Raw genomic sequence first — 15,368 nt, forward strand, 5'->3', positions numbered from 1 at the left:
CGTTCAGGTTCTCCAGGCCTACACGGGAGTGCTTTACGCCCACGACGATATCGAGCTGGCGACAGCCCATCTGCGCGCTCTGCAAGAAGAACACCAGCGTAGCCAGCGCTTTATCGATTATGGCGAGGGTACCCGTACCGACCAGTTAGAGATTGCTGCCCAGGCACGCTTGGTGGAGGCCCAACTGATTGAAGCCGAAGACCGCTTGAGTGATGCCCACAATGCGCTGCGCGCCCTGACCGGCACAGGTGCCCCACCCAGCTCACTCGCCCCATTGCAGGCCGACCGGCTAGCCCGCCATGTACAAACCACCCAGAAAAATCCCGTGTTACCTCTGGAACAGTGGCACGAACGCACGCTGGCCCATAACCCTGAACTGGCCGCCCAGCGCAGCCTGCTGGAAGCTGCTCGCCACCAACTGAACCAGCAACGCGCCGGACACCTGCCCAATGTGCGCCTATACGCACGCAGCCAGATATCCGACTCCAACTCTGAAAACGTCATTGGTCAGCGTTACGACACAGACAGCATTGGTGTGGAGGTCAACTTACCGCTCTACTCAGGCGGCCGAGTCGTGGCGGCTAGCCGTCAGGCAGACAATACCTATGCACAGACGCGCCATGAACTCGATGCCGCCACAATAGAACTGCTGAACGATGTTGAGCGCCAGTACCGCTTAAGCCGAAGCAGCCAACAGCGCATTGAGGCCTATCAGCAGGCTGTCGCCGCCGCAATAGAACGCCTGGAAGCCACACGGCGAAGTATTCTGGGTGGAGAGCGAACGAATTTGGACGTGCTAAACGCCGAGCGAGAACGTTTCGAGGCGCTACGCGACCTGTCCCGCGCCCGCTATGATTATTTATTAGCCTGGCTAACACTGCGCTGGCAAGCGGGGGTATTAAATGATGAGGATATTTCCCAAGTGGCTGGCTATTTTTAGTAGTAATCTAAAACTCACTACCATAATGAGGTAATTTCCATTCACAGCCGTTTATAACTTAAGTGAAGAGATGAGGCCCATAGGAAGTGACTAGATGACGCTGATACGTATTCTTTGGGTGGGCTTGGCAGGATTAAGTTTTAGCATTGGTGTACTAGGCATTTTCCTGCCTCTGCTGCCGACCACCGTGTTTATGCTAATGGCTGTTTACTGCGCCTCCAAAGGCTCGCCGCGCTTCGAGGTTTGGATCCGCTCCCGCCACTATGTCGGCCCCCTACTGGTTAACTGGGAACAAGAGCGCGCCATACCCAGGCGCGCTAAGCTTTTGGCTGTTTGCACGATAGCGTTGAGTGCGCTAATCACTGTTTGGTCACTCGGGTCTGGCTGGTTGAGCTGGGCAGTGGTGGTCCTACTGATACTGATTGCGCTTTGGCTAGCCACTCGGCCAGAGCCTGCCTCTCCCAATGATTAACGTGTTGGTATGCCCTGCACAGGGTTCTCACACCGTGCGGGACATGCTCTATAGTGTTTTAGACCGTAGCTTAGCCAACTCCGTCTTCGCTATATCTACACGAACACTACCTAGCGTCACTAATGCTTCGGCAACCTGGGCTACCTCCTTCCCTTCTGCGCCCGCCATTAGCGCGATATTTTTAGCATGCAGTGCCATATGACCTTTTTGAATACCGGTTGTGGCTAATGCTTTTAATGCTGCAAAGTTCTGCGCTAGCCCCACCGCGACGATGATCCGCGCTAATCGATCAGCGCTGCTCACACCTAAAATATCGAGGCAGCGGCGCGCGGTAGGATGAGCTCGTGTGGCGCCGCCGATTAACCCCACGGGCATAGGCATCTCAAGGGTCCCGGTTAGGTGTCCATCACGATCCGTTTCCCAATGGGTAAGCGAGCGATAGCGCCCGGTACGTGCTGCATAGGCATGCGCGCCAGCTTCTACCGCGCGAGTGTCATTACCCGTCGCCAACACCACCGCACTTACGCCGTTCATTACCCCTTTATTATGGGTAGCTGCCCGGTAGGGGTCCAAGTCTGCGAAACGGTAAGCCGCCAATATACCGTCGCGCACCGACTCTCCACCTATTTGATCTAAATGCCACGTTGCTCTGACTCTTGCCAACCGACGGTCAGCCAGATTAGACAAAATTCGCAGACGGCTTTCGCCTCCTGTCCACGCGACTAACGAAGGGGCTACTGCTTCCGCCATCGAGTTCACTGCATTTGCGCCCATGGCATCTCTCACATCCACTAATAGATGCACAATGACCATATCCTCCATCACGCGCACCTCGAGATCGCGAAAGCCACCACCATGCTCTATAAGCACCGGATCCGTCGCGTCACAAATACACTTAATCTCGTCGCGTGCTTCTAATAAACGCAGCCGAGCAAAGTCAGGATTAGCGACCCCTAGCAACTGCACCTGAGCAATCATGATCGGGGAAGAGGTATCCGTATAAAAACCGCCTGATTCTCGACACTGCCGAGCGGCATTACAGACCGCAGCGACCACTGATGACTCTTCTGTCGCCATGGGCACCAGTGGCTCTTCACCATCAATCATTAAATTCGTCGCAACACCAATGGGTATATTTAGGGTGCCAATGACATTTTCGATCATGCTATCGGCTGTTTCAGCGGGCAGATTACCGGTGTCGGCTAAATGGGCCTCCCCATGAGCATCAAGCCCACTTATGTCAGCAACTTTACGCAGCCGCTCGCGTGGTGAAAGTTGATAAAACCCTGGGATGCGTGATGTCGTTGTGGTCATAATCGGTACCTACATTTAGATAAACTATTGTTTCTATAAACCATTATTTCTATGAACCATTGTTTCTATGAACCATTATTGTGACGCCATTTAAAAAAACTCAGGCCATCCACCCCATTAGCCAAGGGGCGGCGTAAAGCGTCATAAACTGCACGCCATAGTTCACTCCCCAGCGGTTTAACAAACCTGCCACAAGCGCTAACACTCCTACCCCGAGAATACCCATTACACCTGCGTCCATGTAAGCCAGAAGCATGACCAGCGAGAAGAACATCGCCAGGAAAGCCTCATGAGGAATACGTTGGAAAACAAACACACAAATATGGCGGGCATAGCGAACAGCAATCGGGTAAGTAATTAGCAGCGCCACCCCAGCGCCCAAAATACTGGCCACCGCGATTTCACTAAAACTCATCAAGTGATGGGCGTTCTGCTCTAGCGTAAGTACTGGCGGCGCATTAAAGAAAGCGTTACCTGGCCCAATCGCCATGGGGCTCATGGGAATACCTAATGCCGCCAATGGAATCAGAATGCCTGCGATGTAAGCGGCATTAGTGACCGCATCCATTGAGGAAAGCGCACGGCTGGCTTTTTCAACTGTACCCTTCACCCAGCTGGACATCACCTCACCCAGGAAAATGGTGATCCCCACCGGGCTCATAAAGAAGGTGACCGAGCCAAGCACCGAGCTAGCGGTTGCTGAAACGGTCTCTTGACGGGTCAAAATACGAAAAGGGTTAGGAAAACGACGCGTATCATCACTATCATCGGTAGCGTAGATTTTGATCGTTTTAGGCTCACTAGTAGCCATCTTTTGCCGCTCTTCGCGCACAGTCAACTGGGCCAAATTGAAGATCATCGGACCGATGGTGATGCCCAGAAAAAATGAGATAAAGACAACCTGACCTTCAGGGATAACCCCCATCCCCCAGTAGAAATGCCGCAAGGCTTGAATTAGAGCAGCTAAAATCACAATACTGATCAAGCTGATCACTTTTTCGCGGCTCATCAACGCCAAAAATACCGCCCCAACAAAAAATATCTGACTGGCGTACTGACTCAGCACATCTGCCAAGGGGGTAAGCAGGAATGCCAGCAGCAGACTTACGGGGATGGCTACGAGCGTTCCAATAACCGAGCCAGATGCCATTTTTCGAATCGCCAAGGTGGCGTGGCCTTCACGCTTCAATATCATTGCATGCTCGACCATCGGCGCCGACATCACCCCACCGGGTATCCCCGCGACCGAAACGGGGATCGAGTCCGTCAGTTTTTTCGCCACGATGGCCGCCATAAAGAAAGCCAGTACGACCGGCAAAGGCACGCCTGCAACGACCAGCGCCAGCGTCACCGGTGCAAGTACCGCTGTTTCATCAGTGCCCGGCGCTACCCCTATCGCGGTATAAACCACAACACCGATCAAGGCAGCTATTAACATCTGCAGAAGCATTAGCATATCCATGATTACACCTCCCCATCAGTGTCGAGGTGACGTTTCGGGCGTAAGCAAACTGCATTAATAGCAAACCCCACTAACGCACCGCATAAGCCTACTATCAAAGGCATGGGAGCTGGCCATGGGGTAAGGATGAAACCACCTAATGTGAGCGGGGTTGAAATGACTAGGGCGATCAACAGGTCTTTGCCTGTCACCGTATCGTCCCAAACGGTTAAGTAAGAAGTTGTTTTATCTGGCATGCCGATTCTCCGCAGAGATCATTATTAGTGTTGTATGCCCAGTTAGGCTGCCCCTAGCTTGTGGAAAGACAGAGCGCTGAGTAAGGTACAGTTATGGGAACTGTATGAAGTACTGTACCTATAAAATAATAGGTACAGTTTCACCGCCATTGAGAAACATTTATGTCGAAATCTCGCCAGGTCGCCACTTCTCTGCTTAAAGCCATCGACGAAGGGCGTCTCTCGCCAGGCACGCGGGTGGCCTCCATTAGAGAGGCCGCTCAACAGTTTGGTGTCTCAAAAAATACGGTTATTGATGCTTATGATCAGTTAGTGGCACTTGGCCATTTAAACGCTCGCCAGGGTGCAGGTTTTTTTGTATCGCGCCCCCGCTCAGCACCTATTGACACGCCCACTAGCGACCTTTCTGAGGCGGTGGACAGCGTGTCGCTGCTTCGTGAGCAGTTAGTGGGGAATTTTGCCGTACGCGTGGGTGATGGCCGAGCCCCCGCGAGCTGGATGGGCGGCACTGAATTGACACGTTTAATAAGGCGACGAACAGGTTTACCCGATGAAATGAGCGACGTCGAATATGGTATGCCTCAGGGGTACTCGCCACTGCGCGAGAGTTTAGGCATGACATTGGTCGGGCGTTCGATCCATGCATCACAGGATCAAGTCATGATGACCTTTGGTGCCAACCACGCTTTTGACTTAATTATTCGCCACTTCGTCGCCGCAGGAGAGAGTGTGCTGGTGGAAACACCGGGTTATTACCCGCTGTTTGGAAAGCTGCGCCTCGCCAACGCTAAATTAATAGGGGTTCCACGCACGACCGATGGCCCCGATTTAGAAGAGTTTGAGAGAAAAGCAAAGCAGTACCGGCCTCGGCTTTTTTTCTTACAACCTAATGCCCATAACCCTACCGGCAGCACCATGTCGCTGAGCAATATGCATCGTCTGTTAAAGCTCGCAGATCACTATGGCGTGACACTGATAGAAGATGACGTTTTCGCTGACATTCTGCCTAAAGGTAGCGCCCACCTAGCTGCACTGGATGGGTTAGAAAGGGTGATTTACGTTGGCACTTTTTCAAAAACTCTCTCCACCGGTTTACGCTGTGGCTATATTGTTGGCGGCCGATCCATCATTCGCGCACTGGTCGATATTAAGATGCTCACCGTCGTTAACTCTTCGACTTTTAATGAGATGATAGTGCATGACTTGGTCGTAAGAGGCCGCTATCGGCGCCACCTGGCGCAGCTCCGCGAGCGGGTTGCCAAAGCCAGCGCTACGGCTCTACGTGTACTGCACCAGATAGGTGTTAACGATGTGATTGGCCCAGGCGGAGGCTATTATTTATGGGCTAAGCTGCCACCCCATATCAATACCACTGAACTGGCGAAACGCGCATCCGAAAAAGGCATTTTCATTGCACCCGGCGCCATTTTTTCGCTGCGACCCGACAGCACGGATGCCAATTCAATGCGCATCAATATTGCCCATGCCAACGATCACCGGTTTCTGGAGTTCATGAGCAAGGCTTTAAACGAATAAACCTTTATCTGTAAGCTAACGCGTAAGCCAACGATGATGTGTCTTCAGCAATAGCTAAGGCTCGCCATTAATAGCCTAGATTACTCTACAATCAGAGGGCACACGACGCCCTACCGTCCAGGTGGCTTCATCCCCCTTACCCCGGAACTCATGTGTTGGTGAGGCATACCACATACCAGAGGCTGGGCGCTGGCTCTCCAACCGTAGTGTGTCGCTATTAATCATGACCAGTGCGGCATCTTCCTGCTGATCGAAAATAACGGTGAACTCCGTGCCATCATCACAGCGATAGTCGGCCTGGGGGTAATTCTCCTGCGCGCCATTACTGGGAGTAGAAGCCGTGGTACAACCTGCCAGTAGTAATGAAACCAACATGGCAGCCAAGCTCAGGTAAGTATTTCTCATTGCATTATCATCCATGAGTGAGTTGTTCGGACTAATTGCCTTCTCAGTATGATCAAAATCACATGATTGCGCGAACGAGCGTTAGGCCCAGCGGGTATCAGCCGTGAACGCAACGGTAAACCAGCAGTGCTCAGGCGCTATGGAGATACCCTGGCCAATCTGCCCACGAATATCATCCAACTCGACAACCCCTTTCTCACTGGCAAAATCAGGGGATGTCACAATATGGATTTCGATGAAATAACCACGTCCGCTTTTGGCCACATGGCTAGTATAGGAAAGCATACCCTCTCGCTGCATCACCGGCACCATGACCGCATGAACTTCGCTGTCCAAAGCGCTCGGGGCGATAAGAAAAACATCCCGCAGCGCGCGCCGTACAATACCGAAAGGAACGGGGAGCAGACAGAGCGTCAGTATCGCTAATAGGAAGGAGTCTACATAGGGCGTTAGGTAGGCATAGCTGGTTTTTTCCATCATCCACGCAACGGCAAAGGCCACTAGTAGTGCAGCGGTAATCGATGCCGCCATCACCCATCCGTGCATATCAATACGCACTAGCTCCGACCCAACCTGACGGTTCAATTTCTGCTGATAAAGCGCCATGGCCGTACACACGGCAGTTACCACGATGGCATAAAGAATAGCGATACCAAAAGCGAGTTCATTCCCACCATCCATTAATCCCTGCACCGCATTCAAGAACGCGTAAAAACAAAGCAGTAGCAAAATACTGCCATTTAGGCCCGCTACCAACGGTTCAAGGTGCCAATAGCCATGCTGAAAACGTTGGCTGGCTTCACGCACTACCAAACGCGCGACCACCAGCGCCAGCCCCGACATGGCGGCATCAATGGAGGAAAAGACGCCATCGAAGAGAACGGAACGCGAACCGGATAAGAGTCCGAAACCAATGCCCAGGGTAGAGACGCCTAGGGTAACCAGCATAGATATTTTCAGAGCACGTTGCTCAAGGGTGGCCGTCATGGTCTATCTCTTTTGGAAGCTGACTCTCTATCGTATCCAAACCGTTTCAAAAGAGCGAAGTTATCACTACTGTTGAATATCCCCGTTAGCGTATTTTATCCATGTTTTGCCCAGATGATTACGCAGCTCACGCCCGACGCGTTCACCATCTCGAACTTCTAAAGCCGCAAGAATGGCTTCGTGCTCTTCCATCGCCGTTGCCCACTTTTCATTTTTCTGATTGGAAAGGTAACGGACACGATAGAGCTGACGACTCAGATTAGCGTGCATATCAACCAGCGTCGTATTTCCCGACAGCGCTACAATCCGGTTGTGGATATCTTGATTTAAGCGAAAGTAGTTTTGCCTATCGCGGCGTAAAAAAGAGGCCTTCATTTCATAATGTAGCGCCTGCAGCTCAGCAATGTCGTCATCGCTGGCAGTGGCGCACGTAAGCTCTGCCGCGGCTTGCTCAAGCACACTTAAAACATACGCTTTCTCTTTCATATCGGCGGGGCTTACCTCCGCCACCACGGCACCCCGATTGGGAGAAATCACCACTAGCCCTTCAGCAGCTAAGATCTTTAACGCCTCCCGCATTGGAGTACGTGATACCTGAAGTTCAAGCGCTAACGTACGCTCTGGCAAGCGTTGCCCTGGCTGAAAATGGTCCATCACGATATGTTCGCGCAGATAATTCGCGACTTTTTCAACGAGCCCTGCGTGGTTTGGCTGAGCGTTTTCTTCCATATATTTATTCACATTATGTTCGAACGCCAAGAATGGCATACCAAAACTCTTCTTTCAATTTAATATCCACCTTCACATCTATTTTTTATTTCATATTAATCAACACCATAGATATTAAAAAAGCGACAACAATACCAAAGTCTTAGCATCAACCAATTGACCTTCAAAATGGTATACCACTACATTTCACACATACGATTGCTGAAAATCTCATCACCCTAGCGCTATGACAGTAAAAAAGTGTCATTGCTGCAGATTGACGAATAAAGGGAATACCTACACCTCATGAACTACTTACAGCATTTTCAAAAAGACAAGGTGGTTGAGGCTTGTATTGCAGGCGCGGGAGACTTTGGCCGCGGTGTTTTGCGCCAGGCGTGGCAAATGGAAAAGCTTTCAGTACGGATCGCAATCGACATCAATCCTGACAAAGCGGCTGAAGCACTACGTTATGCAGGCATCCCTGACGCACAGATAATGGTATGCCATTCTGATGATGACGCTAAAAAAGCGTGGCAAAAGGGGTTATTTATTGCCACTGCCTCTTTTGAAACTGTTCAAGCGCTACCTTTCGACATTTTAGTAGAAGCAACTGGCATACCTGATGTAGGCGCGCGCTACGCGGAAGCAGCTCTTCTTGCGGGTAAGCACGTTGGCATCGCCACCAAAGAAACGGAGTCGGTGGTTGGGCCCTACTTAACACGTTTAGCTTATCAACAAGGACGTTTGTTCACACCGCTTGACGGTGACCAGCCTAGCTTACTCATTGGCCTGATCACCTGGGCCAAAACCCTAGGTTTTGAAATTATTGCAGCTGGTAAAAGCAGTGAATATGACTTTATCTGGGATGAAGCGAACAGTACCGTCACCTGTAATGGCACCTCGTTTTCTGCCCCTGGCTTGAACGAGCTGTGGGAATTACCGACGGGGCGTGAGCGAGAAATGGTGGAGGCTCGTAGCAAGCTACTCAATGCGATTCCGCAAATTTCGGTGCCTGATCTGTGTGAAATGGTCAATGTAGCCAATGCCACGGGGCTGCGTCCAGATCGGCCTGAGTTTCATGCCACGGTACTGCGCACAAAGGAAGTACCCACCCTTTTAGATATTGAGACTCAAGGCGGTGTACTGCAGGGGCTTGAGCGTTTAGAAGTATTTAACTGCCTGCGGCGCCCGGATGAGCTGAGCTTTGCGGGCGGTGTATTTGTCGTCGTGCGCTGCGAAGACCCGCACGTGTGGACTCTTTTGCGTGATAAGGGTCATGTGCTCAGCAGCAACGGCAACAGCGCCATGATTTATCTGCCTCGTCATTTGCTGGGCCTTGAAGCACCGATTTCTTTATTGGATGTGGTGATTAATGGGCTTACTTCCGGCGGCGGACATGCCACAACGCCGAAGTTCGATCTAACGGCGCGGGCAACGCAGCCTATTAAAGCGGGACAATCTCTCGAGATGCGCGGCCACCATCGGCACATAGAAGGACTGCGTCCTGAAATTCATCCTGCGGCATCGCTGTCCTCAGCCGCTAAAGTACCGTTTTATCTACTCCCCGGGGCGCAAGTTATTCGCGATATTGCCCCAAATCAACCGATTACCCTAGCTGACGTGGCGCTACCCGCCTCAACGTTAAAGCAACTGCGCGAAAAGCAAGATCAGATGTTTCAGCAGGACACATCAGCATCCAGCGCCTCTGTCGTTAGCACGCTCGACTAACCTTCCCTCACGGGACTAAAAAAGCAATAAAAAAACATACTGGAGACACACCATGTTTACCAAGCTCTCGCTCACTAAGCACACGCTAAAAATGGCTACTCTCGGCGCAACTCTGGTTAGCTGCGCTACCACGGTCAGCGCTGATGACGCCGCAGACTACCCCACCAAGCCTATCCAGTTTTTGGTAGCGGCAGGTGCCGGCGGCGGTACGGACAACTTTGCTCGCGTGGTTCGCCCCATGTTTGAAGAAGCCCTCGACGGTGCACGCATTACGGTGATCAATCTTCCCGCCGCCTCCGGTGCGCTGGCCCACCAGCGTACTGCCAACGACGCGCCAGACGGGCATACCCTGGACTTCGCTTCCACGACGCTGGTCACATCACTGGCAGCAGGGCAAAACCCGATCGGGCTTGATCAACTGACTCCCGTGGCGCGCCTGCAGTCAGATGTGATGGCGCTGTTCGTTAATCCCGAGCGCTACCCGGATTTTGAATCGTTCCTGGCGTATGCGAAGGAAAACCCAGGCAAAGTGACCGTGGGTGGCACACACACAGCGAGCCCTGATCACGTTGCGTTTCTTGCCCTACGCGATGCCTCAGGCCTGGACATGAACTTCATTCCTTACGACAGCACTGGCAACGCCACGGCCAACGTTCTAGGCAATAATATTGATGCCACAACCACCTCGCTGAGCCCACTGCTGAGCTATATGGAAGCGGGTCAAATGATGCCGATTCTGGTGTTTAGCGATGAGCGTCTGTCTGACTATCCGGATGTCCCGACGACCGTAGAGCACGAGTGGGATTTAACCGACGGCAACGACCGCGCAATCTTTGTTCACGCTGATACGCCAGAGCCAATTCTTCAACGTTTAGAAGAGACGTTTAAGGAAGTTTACGACTCTGAAGAGTACCAATCTTACGCCGAGCGTGTGAATTTGGACTATCGCGACGGTTGGATGGGCAGCGATGAGTATCGCCAGCGTCTTGAACGTAACTACGAGCTCTACTCACGGTTACTGAGCAACGACTGAATAGAGCAAGGTGAAGGCAGGCGAATCACCCGTCTGCCTTCCAACACTCACTGACACCGTCGGGCGCTTAGCATACCCGTCACGTCATTGTCCCTTCGGGGTTTATCATGCACGCCAGGATTACCGTTTTTGCCTCCGCTGTAGTGCTTCTGGCACTGGTCAGCTTAGCGCCTACCCTTCAGTTCCCCAGCTCTACTGAGGTTTCTACCTTTATTGGCCCGCGCGTATGGCCTCTCTCGCTGTTAATTGCGCTGCTTGGATTGGGTGGCGCGCTGCTCTTCATAACCTGGCGGGATAAACGCAATGGAACGGCCACTGAGGGTGAGCAGGAGATAACCTCGACGCCTCAAAGCAGAGACTTAACGCTTGCTTCCACTCGTCACTGGTGGCTGATCGCGACGACCATCGTCTATACATGGCTCATCGGTATCGTTGGCTTTTTCATCGCTAGTATTGCATTCACGTTGGTATGCACGCTGCTACTCGGGGCACGCTCCTGGCGCACAGTGCTGATTACAGTCGTTATCGCCACGCTGCTGATGCAGGGCGTTTTCGTCATGCTACTTGGCATCCCTTTATGACACACCCCATTCGCATGCCGGTAACGTCTATCGCTGCCTGAGCTAGGAGTTAATGATGCTAGAAAATTTTCTAGGCGGGCTGGCCGTGGTGATGCAGCCACTCAACCTGCTATTACTGACGTCCGCCGTATTTATCGGCTTTATCGGCGGCGCCCTGCCCGGTATTAGCGGCGTTATCCTGGTGGTTATCCTGCTACCCGTCACTTACGGTATGGAGCCAACGACCGCGTTTATGGTGCTCACCGCCATCTACGGCGCAACGGTATTCTCCGGGCTCATTACTGCCATTCTTTACCGCGCCCCCGGCACGCCTGAAGCGGTCATGACGGCCTTTGACGGCTACCCAATGACGCAACAAGGCCAAGCAGGCAAAGCGCTTGGCATTGGCGTACTTAGCTCTGCCATTGGTGGCTTAGTGGGCACTATTGCGCTCATTATTTTTACCCCTATGCTGGCGAAGCTGGCACTAAAATTTTCCTCGCCGGAGTATTTTGCTCTGGCGGTATTAGGCCTAACGGTGGTGGCATCCTTGGGTGGGCGGCTTATCTATGGCTTGATTGGCGCCACGTTGGGGCTATTTATCGCCACGGTGGGGATCGACCCGCTGACCGGCACTAGCCGCTATACGTTTGATAATCTCAACTTGATGGAAGGAGTGGGCCTCATTCCTATGATCGTGGGCCTCTTCGCTGTTTCTGAGGTCATGAAGCGCTCTCTGGATCAAGACACTCATCAGCCGCTGACAAAGGTTAAAGTCAAAATCTTTGATCTGCCTATTCTGCGCCAGATCGGCACCACGCTAACGCGCTCGTCTATTATTGGCGTGATAATCGGCATTCTGCCCGGCATTGGGGCCAGCACGGCAGCAATGGTGAGCTACAGCGAAACGGTGCGCTGGTCTAAACACCCAGAAAAATTTGGTAAAGGCGCGCCCGAAGGCATTGCCGCACCCGAATCGGCCAATAACGCTGCCGCCATGGGCGCCTTAGTACCGCTGTTTGCTTTGGGCATTCCCGGCAGTGGCACAACGGCAGTGATCTTGGGTGCGTTTATCATGCATGGCCTTCAGCCTGGCCCTATGTTTATGATGACGCACAGTAGCCTGATCTACGCTGTCTTTGCAGGCCTGTTTATCGTCAACTTTATGATCCTGCTATTTTCCAAGCCATTTATCATTCTGTTCACTAAACTGTTGAACGTACCCTACTCCGCGCTTGGCCCGATTATCATCATGTGCTGCATTGTGGGCACCTACTCAGTGCGCAACTCGATGTTTGATGTTTGGCTGATGCTCGGTTTTGGCGTGATGGGCTATCTGCTTGAGAAACTCAAATTTCCCCTGGTATCCATCATTTTGGGCTTAGTGCTAGGGCCGATAGCAGAAAGCGAACTACGCCGAGCGCTGTCGATGTCACAGGGTGATATTGCGATCTTCTTTTCTCGCCCGATCAGTGCCACCCTACTGGCTATAGCGGCGCTGCTGCTTGCGGTGACAGTCATCACCCCATTAATTAAGCGCGCGCGCCTGAAAGCCGCCACGCCCTGAACCCTGACGACGGAAGCGACGTATGACAATCGTATTAGGCGCCATTGCAGACGACTTCACCGGGGCTACCGACCTCGCCAATAATCTAGTGCGCGGCGGCATGCGTTGCCTGCAGGTGATCGGCGTACCGCAGCAAGCGCTCGACCTTGCCAACGTCGACGCCGTGGTTGTGGCGCTGAAGTCGCGTTCCTGCCCGCCAGACGAGGCCGTCGCCGACTCACTGGCGGCCCTCACCTGGCTACGTGACCAGGGCGCCAAGCAGCTGTTTTTTAAGTACTGTTCAACGTTTGACTCCACCGATCAGGGCAATATCGGCCCGGTGGCCGATGCGCTGTTAGACGCCTTAGGGGCGTCCCAGACAGTCATGGTGCCGGCGTTTCCGATTAACGGCCGCACGGTCTATCAAGGGCACCTGTTTGTAGGCGATCGCTTGCTCAACGATAGCGGGATGCAGCATCACCCTTTAACGCCGATGCAAGATGCGGATTTAGTGCGTGTGCTGGCTCGCCAGACGGCACATCCGGTGGGCTTAACCAACCGCGCCGTGCTGGCCAAAGGAGCTGACGCAACGCGTGATCATTTGTCCGCTTTGGCAGAGCAAGGCGTTCGCCATGTGATCTGCGACTCGTTAGACGAGCAGGATCTCAGCGTGCTGGCAGAAGCCACCGTATCGCTACCGTTAGTCACCGGTGGCTCTGGGCTAGGGCAAGCGTTACCGGCTCAGTACCGTGCTCAAGGCTGGCTAGACACGATTACCGAACCGGGGCGTTTACAGCCGGCATCTGGAAGTTCATTGGTTCTCTCGGGCAGTTGCTCACGCGCAACCCTGGCCCAAGTAGCGAATTTCCTGGAACGCCATCCTAAGGGCGGCTTTGCGCTTGATCCTCTATCGTTGGCTGAGGGGGACAAACAGTGGGAACAGGCACTGGCCTTCGCGTTTGAGCGCTTGGAACAGCATGCCCCGGCGCTGATTTACGCTTCGGCAGACCCCGATAAGGTTAACGCCGCTCAGCAAGCCTTGGGCATCGAACGTGCAGGGCAACTGGTGGAAAAAGCGCTGAGTCAGCTAGCCGTCACGCTGGTCAACGAAGGCGTTGGGCGATTGCTTGTCGCGGGCGGCGAAACCTCGGGCGCGGTGGTCTCTGCGCTAGGGATCACGACGCTGCGCATTGGTGAGCAGATCGATCCCGGCGTGCCATGGACCCAGGCACCTTGGTCCGGCCGCGAGGCACCGCTCTCGCTGGCACTTAAGTCAGGTAACTTTGGCGGCGTGGACTTTTTCACCCGGGCGTTTGAGGTACTGGCATGAGCACACACGATCAGAACGCTCAGCGAGAGCAAATCAGCACGCTGGGTAAATCACTGTTTGATCGTGGCCTGACCATGGGGTCCAGCGGCAATATCAGCGTACGGCTAGACGATGGCGGCTGGCTAATGACGCCCACTAATGCCTGTTTGGGGCGGCTGGACCCGGCACGAATTTCTCACTTGGATCAACACGGCCAGTTACTCAGCGGCGACAAGCCCACTAAAGAGCAGTTTCTGCACATGGCGATGTACGCAGAGCGCCCGCAGTCGGGTGCGATTGTGCATCTGCACTCCACCCACTCGGTGGCGGTCTCGTGCCTGCCGGAAGTGAATCCGTGTGACTGCATTCCGCCGCTCACCGCCTACTACGTTATGCGCGTGGGCAAGCTGCCGCTGGTGCCTTATCACATCCCGGGCGACCCCAAGCTGGGCGATGCCGTGCGTGGCCTAGCGGGTAAGCACAGCGCAGTGCTGCTAGCCAACCACGGCCCGGTTGTGGCCGGCAAGAATCTGGAAGCGGCAGTCTACGCCATGGAAGAGTTAGAAGAGACTGCTAAGCTTTTCTTGCTACTTCGCGGTGAAAATCCACGGGGATTAACGCCGGAGCAAGTCGCTGAGCTGGAAGCACGCTTTCCAAGAGATTAAATCGATAATTTGCCGATCAAGACTATTTCACACAGCCTCATAAACGAGTGGATCTGGCGCACACCGGGCAGGTAAAGCAACTGTTCGGCGCGCAGCCGGTTGAAGCTTTGGCTATCGCGGGAGCTCACTAACGTAGAATAACTCCCCGTTTCCACACGACACTTCATGAAGACCACGAAGAATGTTGACGCTAAGCGGTTCAACACGCTGCCCTATCGTTTCGCCCTGCTTGCCCGGGTAAACCAAGGGCAAGGTCACCGCTTGCGCCCGCCTTACTGCTTGGCAGTGTTGGATTCCAATAGATGCTGACCCTGAAAAAAGCAGCGCCGAAATTGACAGTTGATTGGACCATGTGCCACTTCACTTTGCGTAGAAAAGTGAAGTGGCACAATATTCTGAGCGCTAACGCTAAGCGTTACTAACATTTACGACATTCTTTCTTCTCGAAATTTATTCAAGTCTTT

The 15,368-nt window shown here is 53.2% G+C and carries 14 protein-coding genes; 9 read left to right on the forward strand and 5 right to left on the reverse strand.

From position 1 onward, the window contains the following. Nucleotides 1-940, forward strand: a 940-nt coding sequence (locus tag ACTH5D_RS14055) for a TolC family outer membrane protein (protein WP_441672295.1), incomplete at its 5' end; no start/stop codon positions are given. Between the two features lie 94 nt (nucleotides 941-1,034). Beyond that, entirely contained in the window at nucleotides 1,035-1,412 is a 378-nt protein-coding gene (locus tag ACTH5D_RS14060) for a YbaN family protein (protein WP_441672297.1), read from the forward strand. Between the two features lie 48 nt (nucleotides 1,413-1,460). Here ACTH5D_RS14060 and ACTH5D_RS14065 read toward each other — a convergent pair whose 3' ends face one another. Next, nucleotides 1,461-2,726, reverse strand: a complete 1,266-nt coding sequence (locus ACTH5D_RS14065; RefSeq protein WP_441672299.1) for a hydroxymethylglutaryl-CoA reductase, degradative — start codon at nucleotides 2,724-2,726, stop codon at nucleotides 1,461-1,463. A 100-nt stretch (nucleotides 2,727-2,826) separates the two neighbouring features. Continuing rightward, nucleotides 2,827-4,188 carry a tripartite tricarboxylate transporter permease gene (locus ACTH5D_RS14070; RefSeq protein WP_441672301.1) on the reverse strand — a complete coding sequence of 454 codons (1,362 nt, stop codon included), beginning with the start codon at nucleotides 4,186-4,188 and terminating at the stop codon, nucleotides 2,827-2,829. A gap of 398 nt (nucleotides 4,189-4,586) precedes the next feature. Between ACTH5D_RS14070 and ACTH5D_RS14075 the strand changes: the two genes are divergently transcribed. After that, a complete protein-coding gene (locus ACTH5D_RS14075) occupies nucleotides 4,587-5,960 on the forward strand; it encodes an aminotransferase-like domain-containing protein (protein WP_441672303.1) in 1,374 nt (457 codons plus the stop codon). A gap of 75 nt (nucleotides 5,961-6,035) precedes the next feature. On the opposite strand, the gene ACTH5D_RS14080 is transcribed toward ACTH5D_RS14075, so the two are convergent. The 3 genes from ACTH5D_RS14080 to ACTH5D_RS14090 form a co-directional block, all read right to left on the reverse strand. After that, on the reverse strand, nucleotides 6,036-6,365 hold the full coding sequence (locus ACTH5D_RS14080; protein ID WP_441672305.1) for an MliC family protein: 330 nt from the start codon (nucleotides 6,363-6,365) through the stop codon (nucleotides 6,036-6,038). A gap of 81 nt (nucleotides 6,366-6,446) precedes the next feature. Further along, complete coding sequence (locus ACTH5D_RS14085; protein WP_441672307.1) at nucleotides 6,447-7,352, reverse strand: cation diffusion facilitator family transporter; 906 nt, start codon at nucleotides 7,350-7,352, stop codon at nucleotides 6,447-6,449. Nucleotides 7,353-7,418: 66 nt separating this feature from the next. After that, nucleotides 7,419-8,120 carry a GntR family transcriptional regulator gene (locus ACTH5D_RS14090; RefSeq protein ID WP_441672309.1) on the reverse strand — a complete coding sequence of 234 codons (702 nt, stop codon included), beginning with the start codon at nucleotides 8,118-8,120 and terminating at the stop codon, nucleotides 7,419-7,421. A gap of 246 nt (nucleotides 8,121-8,366) precedes the next feature. Here ACTH5D_RS14090 and ACTH5D_RS14095 point away from each other — a divergent pair, with 246 nt between their 5' ends. The 6 genes from ACTH5D_RS14095 to otnC all read left to right on the forward strand — a co-directional run bounded on the left by ACTH5D_RS14095 (nucleotide 8,367) and on the right by otnC (nucleotide 14,904). Next, entirely contained in the window at nucleotides 8,367-9,791 is a 1,425-nt protein-coding gene (locus ACTH5D_RS14095; RefSeq protein ID WP_441672311.1) for an NAD(P)H-dependent oxidoreductase, read from the forward strand. 52 nt (nucleotides 9,792-9,843) lie between these two features. Then, the gene (locus tag ACTH5D_RS14100) at nucleotides 9,844-10,824 is read left to right on the forward strand and encodes a Bug family tripartite tricarboxylate transporter substrate binding protein (protein WP_441672313.1); all 981 of its coding nucleotides are present in this window, start codon (nucleotides 9,844-9,846) and stop codon (nucleotides 10,822-10,824) included. Between the two features lie 107 nt (nucleotides 10,825-10,931). Further along, entirely contained in the window at nucleotides 10,932-11,405 is a 474-nt protein-coding gene (locus ACTH5D_RS14105; protein ID WP_441672315.1) for a tripartite tricarboxylate transporter TctB family protein, read from the forward strand. 55 nt (nucleotides 11,406-11,460) lie between these two features. Then, nucleotides 11,461-12,951 (forward strand): tripartite tricarboxylate transporter permease, encoded by a 1,491-nt coding sequence (locus tag ACTH5D_RS14110; RefSeq protein ID WP_192535761.1) that lies wholly within the window; start codon nucleotides 11,461-11,463, stop codon nucleotides 12,949-12,951. Nucleotides 12,952-12,973: 22 nt separating this feature from the next. Continuing rightward, a complete protein-coding gene (gene otnK, locus ACTH5D_RS14115; protein ID WP_441672317.1) occupies nucleotides 12,974-14,260 on the forward strand; it encodes a 3-oxo-tetronate kinase in 1,287 nt (428 codons plus the stop codon). Continuing rightward, the gene (gene otnC / locus ACTH5D_RS14120; RefSeq protein WP_441672319.1) at nucleotides 14,257-14,904 is read left to right on the forward strand and encodes a 3-oxo-tetronate 4-phosphate decarboxylase; all 648 of its coding nucleotides are present in this window, start codon (nucleotides 14,257-14,259) and stop codon (nucleotides 14,902-14,904) included. Before otnK ends, otnC begins: the two co-directional genes overlap by 4 nt. The last annotated feature ends 464 nt before the right edge of the window (nucleotides 14,905-15,368 follow it).

Source organism: Halomonas sp. (assembly GCF_052095695.1).
GTDB lineage: Bacteria > Pseudomonadota > Gammaproteobacteria > Pseudomonadales > Halomonadaceae > Vreelandella.

What these genes read in the sequence shown, in the direction of transcription:
- ACTH5D_RS14060 (WP_441672297.1), top strand. Translation starts at nt 1,035, where the DNA reads ATGACGCTGATACGTATTCTTTGGGTGGGCTTGGCAGGATTAAGTTTT.
- ACTH5D_RS14065 (WP_441672299.1), bottom strand. Translation starts at nt 2,726, where the DNA reads ATGACCACAACGACATCACGCATCCCAGGGTTTTATCAACTTTCACCA.
- ACTH5D_RS14070 (WP_441672301.1), bottom strand. Translation starts at nt 4,188, where the DNA reads ATGGATATGCTAATGCTTCTGCAGATGTTAATAGCTGCCTTGATCGGT.
- ACTH5D_RS14075 (WP_441672303.1), top strand. Translation starts at nt 4,587, where the DNA reads ATGTCGAAATCTCGCCAGGTCGCCACTTCTCTGCTTAAAGCCATCGAC.
- ACTH5D_RS14080 (WP_441672305.1), bottom strand. Translation starts at nt 6,365, where the DNA reads ATGAGAAATACTTACCTGAGCTTGGCTGCCATGTTGGTTTCATTACTA.
- ACTH5D_RS14085 (WP_441672307.1), bottom strand. Translation starts at nt 7,352, where the DNA reads ATGACGGCCACCCTTGAGCAACGTGCTCTGAAAATATCTATGCTGGTT.
- ACTH5D_RS14090 (WP_441672309.1), bottom strand. Translation starts at nt 8,120, where the DNA reads ATGCCATTCTTGGCGTTCGAACATAATGTGAATAAATATATGGAAGAA.
- ACTH5D_RS14095 (WP_441672311.1), top strand. Translation starts at nt 8,367, where the DNA reads ATGAACTACTTACAGCATTTTCAAAAAGACAAGGTGGTTGAGGCTTGT.
- ACTH5D_RS14100 (WP_441672313.1), top strand. Translation starts at nt 9,844, where the DNA reads ATGTTTACCAAGCTCTCGCTCACTAAGCACACGCTAAAAATGGCTACT.
- ACTH5D_RS14105 (WP_441672315.1), top strand. Translation starts at nt 10,932, where the DNA reads ATGCACGCCAGGATTACCGTTTTTGCCTCCGCTGTAGTGCTTCTGGCA.
- ACTH5D_RS14110 (WP_192535761.1), top strand. Translation starts at nt 11,461, where the DNA reads ATGCTAGAAAATTTTCTAGGCGGGCTGGCCGTGGTGATGCAGCCACTC.
- otnK (WP_441672317.1), top strand. Translation starts at nt 12,974, where the DNA reads ATGACAATCGTATTAGGCGCCATTGCAGACGACTTCACCGGGGCTACC.
- otnC (WP_441672319.1), top strand. Translation starts at nt 14,257, where the DNA reads ATGAGCACACACGATCAGAACGCTCAGCGAGAGCAAATCAGCACGCTG.